This is a genomic window from Acuticoccus sp. (assembly GCF_965213555.1).
In the GTDB taxonomy this organism is placed as follows: Bacteria; Pseudomonadota; Alphaproteobacteria; order Rhizobiales; family Amorphaceae; genus Acuticoccus.
Window position 1 is genome coordinate 652,066 of the sequence record NZ_OZ243890.1, and the last position, 14,682, is coordinate 666,747.

Sequence of the window (14,682 nt, forward strand, 5' to 3'; positions counted from 1 at the left end):
TAGCACCGGGCCGACCTGCCGTCAGCGCTCGGTGAGCTTCAGCTCGATGCGGCGGTTGCGCTCGTAAGCCTCCGGCGTCTCGGCGTCCACCAGCGGGTTGAACTCGCCGAAGCCCGCGGCGACGAGCCGCTCGGGGCTGACCCCCTGGGCGATGAGGTACTGGACGACGGCGATCGCGCGCGCCGCCGACAGGTCCCAGTTGGAGCCGAACCTCCCGGTGCCGGACACCGGCCGCGCGTCGGTGTGGCCGTCCACGCGCAGCACCCAGTCGATGTCGTCGGGGATCTCCGCGCCGAGCGCGATGAGCTCCTGGGCGAGCGTCGCCATCTCCTGGCGCCCCTCCTCGTTGAGCGCGTCGGACCCCGACGGGAACAGCACCTCCGACTGGAACACGAAGCGGTCGCCGACCACCTCGATGCCGGACCGCTCGGCGAGGATCTCGCGCAGGCGGCCGAAGAAGTCGGAGCGGAAGCGGTTGAGGATCTGCACGCGCTGGGCCAGCGCCACGTTGAGCCTCCGGCCGAGGTCGGCGAGCTCCGTCCGGCTCTCCCGCCCGGATGTCTCGGACGCCTCGAGCGCGTCCTCGAGCACCGCGATCTGCTGGCGCAGGGCGCGCAATTGCTGGTTGAGCAGCGCGACGCGCGACAGCGTGTCGGCGCCGAGCTGCTGCTCCTCCGCGAGCTCACGGCGCAGCGCGGCCACTGCCTCGTCCGCGGCCGCCCCCTCCTGGGCCTCGCCGGTGGCGAGGCCGGCCAGCTCGTCGCGCTGGCGCATGAGGTCGTCGAGGCTCGCGGACATGGCAAGCACCTCGTCCGCCTGCTCTGAGGTGCCCGCCCGCTCGAGCGCCAGGAGATCCGAGAGCTCGGCGATCTGCGCGTTGAGCCTGGCGAGCGCCGACTCCCCCTCCGACAGCTCCTGGCTGAGGAAGAACTGCGACAGCATGAACACGGACAAGAGGAAGATGATGACGAGGAGCAGCGTCGCCATGACGTCGACGAAGCCCGGCCAGTAGTCCGCGCGCACCTCGCGGCGTCGTTGCACGAGCGGCATGGTCGCCTCCTAGGATCGCTGCCGTGAGGGGGAGGCGCTCAGGCGCGCTCGTCATGCTCGAGGGCGCGGTTGAGCCGCACGAGGAGCTCCTCGATGCGCTCGTTCTGCGCGCCCTGCGCCTCGGCCCAGTCGATGAGCACCTTCTGCTCGCGCCGGGTGTTCTTGACGAGGCCTTGGACGCCCTCGGCGAGCGCGGCCAGCGCCTTGGCCGTCTGCCGGTCGGGCGCGGCACCGCCGAGGCCGCCCTCAGCGAGCATCTTGGCAAGGCGGTCCACCGCGTGATGCAGGTCCGCCGCCGCCTGCGCCGCGCCGCCGCCCTCGAGGTCATCGACGATGTCGGTGAGCGTCGACAGCCAGTCCTCGAGCTCGGTGTAGAACCTGTTCTGTGCTTGTCCGGCCTGCAGGTCGAGGAAGCCGACGATGAGCGATCCCGTGAGGCCGAACAGCGAGGACGAGAAGGCGGTCCCCATGCCGACGAGCGGCGCCTGCAGCCCCTCCTTGAGGTTTTGGAAGATCACCGCGGTGTTGCCGGACGTGACGTCCAACGAGTTGATCGTCGCGCCCACCGAGCCGACGGTCTGCAGTAGGCCGTAGAAGGTGCCAAGCAGGCCGAGGAAGACCAGGAGCCCGACGATGTAGCGCAGGATGTCGCGCTGCTCGTCGAGCCGCGTGCCGATGGTGTCAAGGATGGAGCGCATGGTGACCGCGCTCATCACCGTCTCCTCGACGCCATCGCGCAGGAGCGTCGCCATGGGCGCGAGGAGGACCGGCGGACGACGGCCGGACGGGGCGCCTGTCCGGAAGCGGTTCACCCAGGCGATCTCGCGGAACAGGCGGACGACCATGGCGACGGACAACGCGATGCCGAGGACGCCGACCGCGACGATCAGCCCGTTGAGCACCGGGTTGGCCATGAACGCTGTGGTCACCGTCTGGAACTGGATGAACACGAGGAAGGAGGCGAGGATGACGAACAGGACGATGCGCCACAGGTAAACCTGCGGGCTCGACAACTTGTAGGGATCCTTGCGCGCCATAGGGCCTAGCTGTAGCTGAAGACGGTGATCGTTCAAGCTGTTGCACGAGGGTTGCGCTTGTGGCCGCCAGCGCCGTCAACACCTTCGTCGGCTCTGCGCGCGGCAGTCCATGCTTAGCGCACCGGGGCGACGTCGTCGCGGCTCGGACGCTTAAGGATCGGTAACGCCGGACGCCGGCCGCTCGCCCTCAGGTCGTTGCGCTCGCCCGCGGGCCGACGCGCTGGGCGTCGGCGATGACCTTGAGGAGCGCGCGGTGCACGGTTTCGTTGCCGGCAACCACCGAGCCGGTGACAAGCGGCCTGTCGCGGCCGTCGGCGTCGCTTACGAACCCCCCTGCTTCGCGCACGATGACGATCCCGGCGGCCACGTCCCATGGCGACAGGTCGTGCTCCCAGAAGCCGTCGTAGCGCCCCGCCGCGGTCCAGGCGAGGTCGATGGCCGCGGCGCCCGGGCGGCGGACGCCGGCGACGCGCCCGAACAGCGGCTGCAGCTCGGCGAGCGTGCGCACCTGGTTGCCGTGGCCGAGGAACGGCAGGCCGGTGCCGATGAGGCAATCGGACAGCTCGGTGCGCGCCGAGACGCGCAGGCGCCGCCGATCGTTGAGGAACGCACCCTGACCGCGCTCGGCGACGTAGAGCTCGTCCATCACCGGGTTGTAGACGACGCCGGCGACGAGCTCACCCTGCCGCTCCAGCGCGATGGACACCGCGAAGATCGGCACGCCGTGCAGGAAGTTGGTGGTGCCGTCGAGCGGATCGACGATCCAGCGGTGCTGGCGGTCGGACCCTTCGACGGCGCCGCGCTCCTCCATGAGGAAGCCGTAGGACGGACGCGCCCTGGACAGCTCGCGGTACAGGATCTCCTCTGCCCGCATGTCGGCCTTGGAGACGAAGTCGGCCGGTCCCTTCCTCGAGACCTGCAGGTTCTCCACCTCGCCGAAGTCGCGCGCGAGGCTGCGACCCGCCTTGTCGGCGGCGGACACCATGACGTTGAGGAGCGCCGTGCGAGCCATGGGTCTGTCCGGGGTATGTGGAGCCGACGTTCACCCTCGATCAGCCCGCATGGAGCGCGGGGCCGACCGATGCCTCCGTCGCGCGGTGCCGTCGTCAGTCCGCGCGGCGGACGTAGGACAACTCCCCGGTGTCGACGACGATCCGCTCGCCGGCGGCGACGAACGGCGGCACCATCACCTTGACGCCGTTCTCGAGCACGGCGGGCTTGTAGCTCGACGATGCGGTCTGCCCCTTCACCACCGCGTCCGCCTCGGCGATCTCGAGCGTGACGTGCTGCGGCAGCGTGATGCCGATGGCCTTTTCCTCGTACATCTCCACCGTCACGGTCATGCCGTCCTGCAGGAAGGCCGCGCGCTCGCCGACGAAGTCCTTGGCGAGTTCCATCTGCTCGTAGGTGTTGTTGTCCATGAAGACGAGATCGTCGCCCTGCTCGTAGAGGAACTGGAAGTCCTTCTGCTCGAGCCGTACCCGCTCGACCGTATCTGCGGAGCGGAAGCGCTCGTTGAGCTTGCGGCCGTCGATGAGGTTCTTGAGCTCGACCTGGGCGAACGCGCCCCCCTTGCCGGGCTTCACGTGCTGCACCTTCACGGCCGCCCACAGCGTGTTCTGATGCTCGAGCACGTTGCCCGGGCGGATCTCGTTGCCGTTGATCTTCATAAGGTGTCCCAGAGGCCGGATGGGCGCTGGAAACCACAGGGCGCGTGCAAGGGCAAGCCGCGCCGAGCTGCGCTCAGCGTTGCGCGAACGCCCGTGCGCGGGTGCGTGCTTCTGCGACCTGCTCGGGGTCGGCGGCGCCCATGTAGCCATCGAGCAGGAAGTCCGAGATGCCCGCCTCCCGGGCGAGGAGGTGCCACATGATGGCCTCGGCCGGGTCCGGCGCGACGCCGCGGCCGTTGGCGAGGAGGCGGGCGTAGCGGTTCATCGCCACCGGCACGCCGAGCCGGGCGGCGAGGGCGAAGTAGCGCGCCGCGGACGCCTCGTCGGGCGCGGTGCCGATGCCGTTGAACAGGCGCACCGCGTAGGCGAGGATTGCCGCCGGGTCGCCCGACTCGGCAGCCCGGCCGTACCACCGCGTGGCCGCCGCGTCGTCGGGCGGCCCGCCTTGCCCCTCCTCGTGCATGACAGCAAGCGCGTAGGCGGCGCCCGGCGCCCCGCCCTCCGCCGCGTGCCGCATGTAGCGAAGCGCCGCCTCCGGGTCGCGCGGCCTGCCCTCGCCCTTGAGGAGCATGATCGCGAGCGCCTGCGCCGCGTCGGGGCTGCCGGCTTCTGCCGCGCCCTCGAAGGCGTCGGCCGCGCGCTGCGCCGAGCGCGGCACCCCCTGGCCGAGAAGGAGCATGGCGGCAAGGCGGGTGCGCGCATCGACGGAGCCGAGGTCGGCCGCCACGGCGTACCAGCCCGCCGCCTTGGAGTAGTCCTGCTCGACGCCCTTCGCCTCCTCGTAGAGCCGGCCGATGAGCGCCGCCGCAGCCGCCTCGTCGTCCGCCGCCGCGCGCAGGGCGACGCTGAACGCCGTGCCGTAGAGCCCGCGCTGGAACGCGCCGTAGGCGTAGTGCGCGAGGGTGAGGGTCGAGCCTGCGAGGGGCAGGTCCGCAACGTGCGAGACGACGACTCCGGGTCCCTCCTGCTGCGGCACCACCGGCGGGCGCGCCAGCGGCATCGGGAGGAACGCAGCCACGCCGCCGCCCGCAACGCCGGTGGCGCCGAACGTCCAAGGCGGAACAGCCGACACCAGCGACCACGCCGGGGTCGGCGCGGTGACGACCGGACGAGGGGCGTCCCCAGCGCGGTCGTTCGGCTCGGACCCTCGCGCGTCCGATGGCCCGCCTCGCGGTTCCGTGCGGGATCCGGCGGCGGATGGACCCTCAAGGGCCGGCGCCATGGCGACGTCCGGCGATGGGTCCTGGACAAGGTCCGGGATCGGGGCACCGGGCGACGAGGCCGACGCGGCGATGTCCGAACCGTCGGAGCCCTGCACAGGCTGGTCCGGGGCCGCGGCCGGTCGAGCGTCGTCCGGCGCTGTCGCCTCCGCCGCGAGCGGCTCGGCCGGCCCAGCAGGCTCCTGCGGCGACGCCCGGTCGGCCCGACGCTCGGCGGCTCGTCCACCCGGCTCTTCGGCATCGTCCTCCCCTGACGCCGTGGTCGGCGTGGCGTTCGCAGGGGGCGCATCGGGCAGCCGCCGCGTCGGCTCGGCCGTCGACGGCGCCAACTTGGGCATCGCCTCGGGCGCCGTCGCTGCGACCGGAGGCGCCTCGGCCGGTGGCACGGGTGCGGCGACGGTGAACTCGTCGGCGACCGTGGGTTCCGGCGCGGGCGCCGGGGTGACAGTGGGCCGGTGCGGCTCCGGGGAGGGCCGGCTCGGCGACGGGGACGCGACGGCCGCACGCGAGGGGCCTGCGGAAGGCGTTGGCTCCGAGGGTTGCGCGCCGGTCGGCGCGCGCGGCGCAATCGGTTGGCGAGGTGCGGCCGGCACCGACGCGGCGGCCGGGGCGGGAAGGTCAACCGGCGGCGTTGCCGGCACGGGCGACAGGACCATCGGCCCCGATGGTCCCTGCGGCGGTCCGTCGTCGTCGCCGCCGGGCCACGGCACGAGGCCGCGCACTCGATCGCCGACGCGCCCGGTGAAGCGGCGCACCCGATCGAGCGGTCCGGCGCGCTCCTCGTTCGCCTCGGGCGCGACCTCCGCCGGCGGCTCGCTCGTCCCCTGCGCCTGCGCATGGGAGTGTCCGGCGGCGAGCGCGATCGCGACTAAGAGGGCGGCGACGCGCCTCACGAGGGCACCCGCTCGGCGAGCGCCGCGTTGATCCGTGACACCGTCGCGGCCGCGTCGCCGCCGCAAGCCCTGAACACATCCACCGCGATGAACTCCACACGTGTCGCGATCATCAGCGCCACCGACGCCTCGTCCGCGGGCCCGGCGACGACGGCCGGCACCTCGAACAGCGCCTGCCACCAGATGCCGACCTCGAGCCCGTCCTCGTCGAGCGCGTCGACGCGGCCGAACCAGAGGAAGTCCGCCCCGACCTCGCCGAGCGTCATCGCCTCGTGCCGCGTGGCGGCCGTCGCCCCCACGGTGGCGCCCTCGGGCCGCGTCTCCACAGCCTTGCGGCGCGCCCCGTAGCCGCCGCCAACCTGCACCCCATCGGCGCCGAACGCCAGCGGCCACGGTGGCGGCTCACCCTCGGCGAACCTGTGCTGCAGGAGCGCCGCAGCCCCTGCCCCCTGCGCGGCCTCGACGAGCATGCGCGGACGCGCCGCCAACACCGGGATCACCACCGCCGCCACGTCGCCCCCCGCCAGCGCCGCGGCGAGCTCGTCAGCGACCAGGTCCGGCGGCGCGACGAGGATCAGCCGCTGGCGCACGCTGGCGTCACGGTCAGGCGGCCTCGCGCTCGTCCTCCGCCCGCCAGTTGCCGAGCGCGGCACGTCCGTTCATCCGGGCACGATGGGCGAAGGCGGCCTGAGCCGCCGGCACGTTCTCGGCGCGCCCGCCCCAGGCCTTCAGCGCCGCCTGCTGCAGCGCGCGGCCGTAGGAGAAGGTGAGCGCCCAGGGAAGCCCGCCCATCCGGGTCATCAGCGCCAGGTGCTCGGTGGCTGCCTCGTCCGACTGCCCGCCGGACAGGAAGGCGATGCCGGGCACCGCGGGAGGCACCGTCGCCTTGAGGCACGCAACCGTCCGCTCGGCCACCTCCTGCGCGGACACCTGCGGACCGGTCTGCCCCGGCACGACCATGTTGGGCTTCAACACCATGCCGGTGAGATCGACGCGCTGCTCGTAGAGCGCATCGAACACGACGTTGAGCGTCAAACGCGTTACCTCCTCGCAGCGGTCGATGTCGTGGGAGGAGCTCGGCCCGTCCATGATGACCTCGGGCTCGACGATGGGGACGATGCCGGTCTCCTGGCACAGCGCGGCGTAGCGCGCGAGCGCGTGCGCGTTGGCCGCGATGGCGCCCCACGTAGGCAGCCCGTCGGCGATGTCGATGACCGCGCGCCACTTGGCAAATCGCGCGCCCTGCCCGTAATAGGCCTCGAGGCGCTCGCGCAGCCCGTCGAGCCCCTCGGTGATCTTCTCGCCGGGGAAGCCCGCGAGCGGCTTGGCGCCCTTGTCGACCTTGATGCCTGGCACCGCACCTGCAGCCTTGATGACGTCGGCGAAGCGGCGCCCGTCCGCCGTCGACTGGCCGAGCGTCTCCTCGAACAGGATGACGCCGGAGACGTGGTCGCGCATCGCCTCGTCCGCGGTGAACAGCAGCTCGCGGTAGGCCCTGCGGTTCTCCTCGGTGTTCTCGACGCCGATCTGGTCGAACCGCTTCTGGATGGTGCCCGTGGACTCGTCAGCCGCGAGGATGCCCTGCCCCTCGGTCACCATCGCCGCCGCGATCTCGCGCAACGTCTCGCTCATCGCCGTCCTCCGTCCCCCGATCCCATGCCCGAACACCGTCGGTCTTAGCGCCTATCGCGCCTGCTTCAAAGCTTCGACGCCCGGCAGCGCCTTGCCCTCCAGCCACTCCAGGAAGGCGCCGCCGGCGTTGGACAGGTACGTGAAGTCGTCCGCGACGCGAGCGTGGGCGAGCGCGGCGACGGTGTCGCCGCCGCCGGCGACGGAGAGCATGCCGGCCGCGGTCCGCTTGGCCGCATGGCGGGCGACGGCGACCGTGCCGCGATCGAACGGGTGCAGCTCGAAGGCGCCGAGCGGTCCGTTCCAGACCAGCGTCTCGGCCCGATCCATCGCCTCGTTGATCGCGTGAACGGTGCGCCCGCCGATGTCGAGGATCATCATGTCGTGGTCGACGCCCTCGTCGACGCCGATGTGCACGTGCGGCGCCTCCGCCTCGAACTTGTGCGCCGCGATGGCGTCCTTCGGCAGCGTGATGGCGCAGCCGGCGCGCTCGGCCGCGGTCATGATGCGCCGCGCGGTGACGGCCATCTCGCGCTCGTGCAGCGAGTGGCCGACGTCGATGCCCATGGCATGGAGGAAGGTGTTGGCCATCGCGCCGCCGATGACGAGGGCGTCGACCTTGGTGACGAGGTTCTCCAGCAGCGCGATCTTGGTGGAGACCTTGGCCCCGCCCACCACCGCCATGACGGGGCGCCTCGGCTCGGAAAGCGCCTTGGCGAGGGCGTCGAGCTCGGCCTGCATCGCGCGGCCCGCGTAGGCCGGCAGGCGGTGAGCGAGCGCCTCGGTGGAGGCGTGCGCCCGGTGCGCGGCGGAGAACGCGTCGTTGACGTAGAGGTCGCCGTTCACGGCGAGCGCGTCGGCGAACCCGGCGTCGTTCGCCTCCTCGCCCGCGTGGAAGCGCGTGTTCTCCAGCACCAGCACGCCGCCGTCCGGCAGCGCGGCCACCGCATCCGCCGCCGCGTCGCCGACGCAGTCGTCCGCGAACGCGACGTCGCGCCCCAGGACCTCCGCGAGCGCCGGCACGACGGGGGCGAGCGACATGTCGGCGTTGCGCTCACCCTTCGGTCGTCCGAAGTGCGCGAGCAGGACGACCTTGGCGCCCCCGTCGGCGAGCTCCGTCACGGTCGGCCGCACCGCCTCGAGCCGCGAGCGGTCGCTCACCGCGCCGTCCTTCATGGGCACGTTGAGGTCGACGCGCACCAGTGCACGCTGCCCCGCCACGGGACCGAGGTCATCAAGGCTCCTGACGGTGGTCACTTGCGTCGCCTTCCCGGTCCTATTTCCATCGTTGAACCCCGCGCGGCAGCGCCGTCAGATGTGGCGGGCCATTGCGACGGCGGTGTCGGCCATGCGGTTCGAGAAGCCCCACTCGTTGTCGTACCAGGACATGACCCGACAGAAGTTGCCGGTCATCACCTTGGTCTGGTCGGTGGCGAACACGCTGCTGCGGTTGTCGTGGTTGAAGTCCATGGAGACGAGCTTGTCGTCGGTGACGCCGAGGATGCCCTTGAGCTCGCCCTCCGCGGCGGCGCGGATCGCGTCGTTGATCTCCTCCGCGGAGGTGTCGCGGGCAGCCTCGAACTTGAAGTCGACCACGGACACGTTGGGCGTCGGAACGCGGATCGCGACGCCGTCGAGCTTGCCGTTGAGCTCTGGCAGCACGAGGCCCACCGCCTTCGCGGCGCCCGTCGACGTCGGGATCATGCTCATGGCCGCCGCGCGAGCCCTGTAGAGGTCCTTGTGCATGGTGTCGAGCGTCGGCTGGTCGCCGGTGTAGGAGTGGATCGTCGTCATGAAGCCGCGCTCGATGCCGATGGCCTTGTGGAGGACGGAGGCGACGGGAGCGAGGCAGTTCGTCGTGCACGACGCGTTCGACACGATGAGGTCGCCCGAAGTCAGCGTGTTGTCGTTGACGCCGAAGACGATCGTCTTCTCGCCCTGGGTCGGGTTGCTGAGCGGCGCCGAGACGAGGACGCGCTTGGAGCCGTTCTGAAGGTGGAGCTTGGCCTTGTCGGGCGAGGTGAAAATGCCCGTGCACTCGAGCGCGATGTCGACGTCCGACCACGGCAGCGCGGCCGGATCGCGCTCGGCGGTGACGCGGATCGGGCCACGGCCGACGTTGATCGTCTCCCCCTGCACGGTGACCTGAGCGGGGAAGCGGCCGTGCACCGAATCGTAGCGCAAGAGGTGCGCGTTGGTCTCCACCGGGCCGAGGTCGTTGATCGCCACCACCTCGACATCCGTGCGGTCGTTCTCGACGATGGCGCGCAGCACGTTGCGCCCGATCCGCCCGAACCCGTTGATTGCCAGCTTGACGGCCATGGTGAACCCCTTCGTTCGTTGATGGAGGTTCTGTCGCAGCAGGCGGTACTCGGCAAGGTGTCGCGCGGCTAGCGCGAGCGTCGCCCGCCCCGCGCGTTCCGATCCGCGCGGCGGAAGTACCAGGCGACCGGGTCGTCCGGTTGGAACCTGATGCGCGGCGGGTGGTGCTGCCAGCGCGACGCCAGCGTCGTCAGGTAGAGGTAGTGCAGCGGGTTCACGGTCTTGGACCGCGCGATGTAGGCGCTGTACTTGTCGGCGACGCTCACGACCTGCGGACCCAGCGTCGCGAACAGGAGCTCGTCGTCGTAGGTGCCGTACTCGACGGAGGCGCAGATGAACTCGAACAGGTTGAGCACGTAGGCGAGCGCCTGGGCCACCTCCCGCTCGACGTCCGTCGCGATGACGTCAGGGTCCTTGACCATGATTCCGTGTAGCCTTGCCGCCTCGCACGGCAGCAGTGGACCCTGGCGGATTCGATCCTGAAGCGTGCGCTTGTGCGTCTCTAGGATGTCGTTGGAGCGCATGCTGAGGAGCAGATCGATGGTCGCCCTGCGCCGCGCCTGGCGGTGGTCGAACAGGACGCGGGCGAGCCAGCTTGCGTAGGCGACGAAGGCCGCGAAGAACGCCGCGCCAACCCTGAGGTCGGAACCCTCCCCCGCCGCCAGGAGCGAGGCGATGGAGATGCCGAAAAGCAAAACGGCGACCAGGATCCCGGCCGCCGTCGCGTAGTAGGAGAGGCCCCGATGACGGGCGGGACCTAGAATTCCGGTTCGCCAGGCATCCTACGGATGATCATGATCGTCCCTCTTCTCATACATCGCAGAAGTGGGGAGTTTCCGGCCCCTCGTCAAGTTGCTGCCGGCAATGTAAGCCCTGGCGCTGGCCCGACGCTGGCACTGGATGAAGGAGCGGCGAAGCCACCTCGGCCGTTGGACGGTTCGATCCCGGGACCTACTAGGTAGGTGGGCGCCGTGTACTCCAGCCCACGAGCCGGAACAGGGACAGCTCCCGTTAGGATCGATAAGGCCCCGGGGATGCAAGTTGTCCTGACGAACCGCGCAGCCTCGCCTGGGTTGGAATATAGCGCGTCTCAACCCTCTGGTGAAGATGTCTTCCACAGGCACGGCGCGTTCAGCGGCGGGCGAAGGCGAGCGCGGCGCCGCCGACGACGAGGAGGCCGCCAGAAATGCGTTCCACCAGGCGCACCCGCGCCCGGGTCAGGAGCCGCCCGGCGCGGCCGGCAAGCACGGCGTAGGCCCCGTCGAGGACCGTCGCCACCGCCATGAAGATGCTGCCGAGCACCGCCACCTGCAGCCAGACCGGCTCCGTGCGGTCGACGAACTGGGGGATGAACGCTCCGAAGAACAGCAGCGCCTTGGGGTTGGACCAGATGACGAGGAAGCCCTGCGCCGCGTAGCCGACGAGAGTTCGTGCCTCGCTCCGGGGCACGCGTCACGGTGCCGTCGGAGCGCAGCAGCTTGATGCCGAGCCAGATGAGGTAGGCCGCGCCGACGAGCTTCACGACCACGAACGCCTCGCCCATCGCCGCGACGACGACGTCGAGCCCGGCGACGAGGACGAGGATCATGGTCGCCAGCCCCACCTGGGTGCCTGCGACGTTGGCAAGCCCTGCGGCCGATCCGCGTCGCAGCGCGTTCGCGACGATCACGCTCACCGTGGGCCCGGCACGATGACGATGGCGGCCGAGGCGATGAGCGTCGAGGCGTCGGGCACGGTCGCGAACTCCGGTTGCGGTCAGCCCCATGCTACCGGACCACGCGGCGATCGTTCAACGAAGCTGCGCCGAGCGACGGGCGACGTCATGCAAGGGGGCGCCCGCCGGCCGGGCGATCGGGCGGTTACCAGGGCGGCCGGCGCCGCCGCATGAACGAAGGGACCTGAAACGGCTCCTCGACGTCCGGCGCATCGGTGCCGCTGGGCTCGTCCCCGGAAGGGGCTGGCTCGACCGCCGGGGATGCGTCGCCGCCAGGGCGCACGGCGATGAAGCTTGCAGGCGGGACGTCCTGCTGGCTCGGGCCCTCCGACGCGGCAGCCCGGGACGCGCGCACCTGCGCGTGGATCCCCGCCGTCAGCCGCTCGACCGCCTCGGTCAACGCGTCGATGCGCGCGGCGATCGGCGTCTCATCGTCCTCCGCCTCCAGCACCGCGCGCTCGCGTGCCCGCTCCAGCCGGTCCGCGCGCTGGCTCAGCTCGGCGATGGTCGCCTCGGCGGTGCGCAGGCGGTCGAGCAGGGTCAGCGACGCCATGACCGTGAGGCGCTGCTCGCCGATCTCGCCGAGCCGCACCTTCAGCGCCCTGATGGTGCCGTCGAGCTCAGCAGCAAGGTCGACCACGCGGTCCTCCTCCCCCGGGGCGCAGGACAGGCGATAGGGGTGTCCACCGATCTCGACCTGGACGTGGCTCAGGGGGAGTCCTCCCCCTCAGCGTGCATCGCGCCGGCCGCCCCCAGGCGACGCACGCGCTCCATGATCCCCACGAGGCGCTGGGCGACCTCTTGGTTGGCGGCGCGCAGCTGCTCCGCGCGGGCCTCCGACGCGTCGAGCCGGGCGGCGAGAGCCGCGCGGTCACGCTCGAGCCGCGCACAATCGTCACGCAGCGAGGTGGCGAAGTCGCTGGCGTCGAGCTTCAGCGCCGCAGCGGCCTCCAGGCGCACGAGCGCTGCCTCGAGCCGCGCGAGCGCTTGCGTCGTCTTCACCCCCGCGATGGGTCCCTCCCGTCGTCCCGGGGCCGCTTGGTCCGATGGCGGTCCCCACCGAGGCGTCGTCTTGCACGCCGCGCCGGTCGGGCGCTATGTGACGCGCCCCTCGGACAAGTCCAAGGCCCAAAGGCGGATCGATGGTGGATGTCGACAAGCTGACCCCGATGGCAAACGCGCTGCGCATGCTCGCGGTCGATGCGGTGGAGCGCGCCAAGTCGGGCCATCCGGGGATGCCGATGGGCGCGGCTGACCTCGTCGCCACGCTCTTCGTCCATCACATCCGCGTCGACCCGGCCGACCCGGAGTGGCCGAACCGCGACCGCTTCGTGCTGTCCGCAGGCCACGGCTCGATGCTCCTTTACGCGCTCTACCATCTGCTCGGCTACGAGGACTTCCCGATCGGCGAGCTGCAGCGCTTTCGCCAGCTCGGCTCGCGCACGCCCGGCCATCCCGAGTATGGCCACGCGCGAGGCATCGAGACCACCACCGGGCCGCTCGGTCAGGGGCTGGCGACCGCGGTGGGCATGGCGCTCGGCGAGCGCATGCTGAATGCTGAGTTCGGCGACATCGTCGACCATCGGACCTTCGTCCTTGCCTCGGACGGCGACCTCATGGAGGGGTTGTCCCACGAGGCGATCTCGATCGCGGGCCACCTCAGCCTCAACAAGCTGACCGTGATCTACGACGACAACGAGATCTCCATCGACGGGGCTACATCGCTCGCCGAGACCGGGGACGTGGTGCGCCGCTTCGAGGCTGCGGGATGGCGCGCCGAGCGCATCGACGGCCACGATGCGAGCGCCATCGATGGAGCCCTGTCGGCGGCTGCTGCTTCGGACAAGCCATCGCTCATTGCAGCGCGCACGATCATCGGCCACGGCGCGCCGAACAAGGCCGGGACCGCGGGCATCCATGGCGCTCCGTTGGGCACTGCAGAGGCCGCGGCGACCCGGGCGGCGCTCCAATGGACTGCCGGGCCCTTCGAGGTGCCGGAGGCGATCCGCGACGCCTGGCGCATCACCGGGCTGCGGTCGGCCCAGGCCAACCGAGAGTGGCGGCGACGCTACGAGGCCATGGACGCCGAGCGCCGAGCCGAGTTCGACCGCAGGCGGCGCGGCGACCTGCCGTCGGAGTTCGCCCCTGCGATGGCGCAGCTGCGCGAGCAGCTCCTCACCGAGCGCCCGACGATGGCGACGCGCAAGGCCTCCGAGAGGGTGCTGAACACGGTCAACGCGGTGCTGCCGGAGACCGTCGGCGGCTCGGCCGACCTTACGGGCTCCAACAACACCAAGACGGACCACCTGTCGCCGATCTCGCGCGGCAAGTTCGCCGGGCGCTACGTGCACTGGGGCGTGCGCGAGCACGGCATGGCGGCGGCGATGAACGGCCTCGCGCTCGCCGGCGGGCTCATCCCCTACGCCGGCACGTTCCTGTGCTTCTCGGACTACGCGCGGCCCGCGATCCGCCTCGCGGCGCTGATGGGGCTGCGCGTCATCCACGTTATGACGCACGACTCCATCGGCCTCGGCGAGGACGGACCGACGCACCAGCCGGTCGAGCACCTCGCCAGCCTGCGCGCGATGCCAGGGCTCGTGGTGCTGCGTCCGGGCGATGCGCTGGAGACGGCGGAGGCCTGGGAGGTCGCGCTGGAGCGGCGCGGCCCCACGGTGCTCGCGCTGACGCGGCAGAACCTGCCGGTGCACGCGACCGGCCTGGCGACGCAGAACCGCACCCGCCGCGGCGCCTACAAGGTGACGAGCGTGCCACGGGCGGACGCTTGCCTGTTCGCCTCGGGCTCGGAGGTCGAGACGGCGGTGAAGGCCGCGCAGTCCCTGGCGGGCGCGGGCATCGCCGCCGACGTCGTGAGCGTGCCCTCGTTCGAGCTGTTCTTCGAGCAGGACGAGGACTACCGCGAGGCGGTCATCGGCGAGGCGCCGGTGAAGGTCGCCATCGAGGCGGCGGTTCGCCAAGGATGGGACGCCTTCATCGGCACCTCCGGCCTGTTCGTCGGCATGGAGGGGTTCGGCGCCTCTGCTCCCTACGAGGAGCTCTACGAGCACTTCGGGATCACGCCCCAACGCGTCGTAGCGGCCGTGCGCGAGCGCCTCGGCCGCTGAGCCGTCGCATGGGTGGACGGACGCG

Annotated in this window: 14 protein-coding genes, 1 other RNA gene and 1 pseudogene; 1 reads left to right on the forward strand and 15 read right to left on the reverse strand. The window is 71.3% G+C overall.

All coding sequences use genetic code 11. The annotated features are described in order from the left end of the window. Positions 1 to 21 precede the first annotated feature (21 nt). The 15 genes and pseudogenes from ACOOE8_RS03340 to ACOOE8_RS03410 all read right to left on the reverse strand — a co-directional run bounded on the left by ACOOE8_RS03340 (position 22) and on the right by ACOOE8_RS03410 (position 12,537). Positions 22 to 1,050: a peptidoglycan -binding protein gene (locus tag ACOOE8_RS03340; RefSeq protein WP_420393456.1), complete on the reverse strand. Its 1,029-nt coding sequence runs from the start codon at positions 1,048 to 1,050 to the stop codon at positions 22 to 24. Between the two features lie 38 nt (positions 1,051 to 1,088). Beyond that, complete coding sequence (locus ACOOE8_RS03345; protein WP_420393457.1) at positions 1,089 to 2,087, reverse strand: flagellar motor protein MotA; 999 nt, start codon at positions 2,085 to 2,087, stop codon at positions 1,089 to 1,091. 187 nt (positions 2,088 to 2,274) lie between these two features. After that, positions 2,275 to 3,099, reverse strand: coding sequence for an inositol monophosphatase family protein (locus tag ACOOE8_RS03350; protein ID WP_420393458.1), 825 nt, complete (start codon positions 3,097 to 3,099; stop codon positions 2,275 to 2,277). Between the two features lie 94 nt (positions 3,100 to 3,193). Continuing rightward, on the reverse strand, positions 3,194 to 3,757 hold the full coding sequence (gene efp / locus ACOOE8_RS03355; protein WP_420393459.1) for an elongation factor P: 564 nt from the start codon (positions 3,755 to 3,757) through the stop codon (positions 3,194 to 3,196). A gap of 73 nt (positions 3,758 to 3,830) precedes the next feature. Next, positions 3,831 to 5,870 carry a hypothetical protein gene (locus tag ACOOE8_RS03360; protein ID WP_420393460.1) on the reverse strand — a complete coding sequence of 680 codons (2,040 nt, stop codon included), beginning with the start codon at positions 5,868 to 5,870 and terminating at the stop codon, positions 3,831 to 3,833. Next, positions 5,867 to 6,460: a thiamine phosphate synthase gene (locus tag ACOOE8_RS03365; RefSeq protein WP_420393461.1), complete on the reverse strand. Its 594-nt coding sequence runs from the start codon at positions 6,458 to 6,460 to the stop codon at positions 5,867 to 5,869. The genes ACOOE8_RS03360 and ACOOE8_RS03365 overlap by 4 nt, the downstream gene beginning before the upstream one ends. A gap of 13 nt (positions 6,461 to 6,473) precedes the next feature. After that, positions 6,474 to 7,502: a class I fructose-bisphosphate aldolase gene (locus ACOOE8_RS03370; protein ID WP_420393462.1), complete on the reverse strand. Its 1,029-nt coding sequence runs from the start codon at positions 7,500 to 7,502 to the stop codon at positions 6,474 to 6,476. Between the two features lie 51 nt (positions 7,503 to 7,553). Then, on the reverse strand, positions 7,554 to 8,756 hold the full coding sequence (locus tag ACOOE8_RS03375) for a phosphoglycerate kinase (protein ID WP_420393463.1): 1,203 nt from the start codon (positions 8,754 to 8,756) through the stop codon (positions 7,554 to 7,556). 54 nt (positions 8,757 to 8,810) lie between these two features. Further along, on the reverse strand, positions 8,811 to 9,821 hold the full coding sequence (gene gap / locus ACOOE8_RS03380; protein ID WP_420393464.1) for a type I glyceraldehyde-3-phosphate dehydrogenase: 1,011 nt from the start codon (positions 9,819 to 9,821) through the stop codon (positions 8,811 to 8,813). A 68-nt stretch (positions 9,822 to 9,889) separates the two neighbouring features. Next, on the reverse strand, positions 9,890 to 10,516 hold the full coding sequence (locus tag ACOOE8_RS03385; RefSeq protein ID WP_420393465.1) for a DUF4760 domain-containing protein: 627 nt from the start codon (positions 10,514 to 10,516) through the stop codon (positions 9,890 to 9,892). A gap of 215 nt (positions 10,517 to 10,731) precedes the next feature. Beyond that, positions 10,732 to 10,889: non-coding RNA, 6S RNA (ssrS, locus tag ACOOE8_RS03390), on the reverse strand. Positions 10,890 to 10,952: 63 nt separating this feature from the next. Next, positions 10,953 to 11,270, reverse strand: a complete 318-nt coding sequence (locus ACOOE8_RS03395) for a LysE family translocator (RefSeq protein ID WP_420393466.1) — start codon at positions 11,268 to 11,270, stop codon at positions 10,953 to 10,955. Between the two features lie 43 nt (positions 11,271 to 11,313). Then, a pseudogene (locus tag ACOOE8_RS03400) lies at positions 11,314 to 11,586 on the reverse strand (LysE family transporter); the annotation flags it as partial. A 94-nt stretch (positions 11,587 to 11,680) separates the two neighbouring features. Continuing rightward, entirely contained in the window at positions 11,681 to 12,247 is a 567-nt protein-coding gene (zapA, locus tag ACOOE8_RS03405) for a cell division protein ZapA (RefSeq protein ID WP_420394616.1), read from the reverse strand. Continuing rightward, the gene (locus tag ACOOE8_RS03410; protein ID WP_420393467.1) at positions 12,244 to 12,537 is read right to left on the reverse strand and encodes a DUF4164 family protein; all 294 of its coding nucleotides are present in this window, start codon (positions 12,535 to 12,537) and stop codon (positions 12,244 to 12,246) included. The genes zapA and ACOOE8_RS03410 overlap by 4 nt, the downstream gene beginning before the upstream one ends. Before the next feature lie 140 nt (positions 12,538 to 12,677). Here ACOOE8_RS03410 and tkt point away from each other — a divergent pair, with 140 nt between their 5' ends. Beyond that, entirely contained in the window at positions 12,678 to 14,657 is a 1,980-nt protein-coding gene (gene tkt, locus ACOOE8_RS03415) for a transketolase (protein ID WP_420393468.1), read from the forward strand. The last annotated feature ends 25 nt before the right edge of the window (positions 14,658 to 14,682 follow it).

What these genes read in the sequence shown, in the direction of transcription:
- ACOOE8_RS03340 (WP_420393456.1), bottom strand. Translation starts at nt 1,050, where the DNA reads ATGCCGCTCGTGCAACGACGCCGCGAGGTGCGCGCGGACTACTGGCCG.
- ACOOE8_RS03345 (WP_420393457.1), bottom strand. Translation starts at nt 2,087, where the DNA reads ATGGCGCGCAAGGATCCCTACAAGTTGTCGAGCCCGCAGGTTTACCTG.
- ACOOE8_RS03350 (WP_420393458.1), bottom strand. Translation starts at nt 3,099, where the DNA reads ATGGCTCGCACGGCGCTCCTCAACGTCATGGTGTCCGCCGCCGACAAG.
- efp (WP_420393459.1), bottom strand. Translation starts at nt 3,757, where the DNA reads ATGAAGATCAACGGCAACGAGATCCGCCCGGGCAACGTGCTCGAGCAT.
- ACOOE8_RS03370 (WP_420393462.1), bottom strand. Translation starts at nt 7,502, where the DNA reads ATGAGCGAGACGTTGCGCGAGATCGCGGCGGCGATGGTGACCGAGGGG.
- gap (WP_420393464.1), bottom strand. Translation starts at nt 9,821, where the DNA reads ATGGCCGTCAAGCTGGCAATCAACGGGTTCGGGCGGATCGGGCGCAAC.
- tkt (WP_420393468.1), top strand. Translation starts at nt 12,678, where the DNA reads ATGGTGGATGTCGACAAGCTGACCCCGATGGCAAACGCGCTGCGCATG.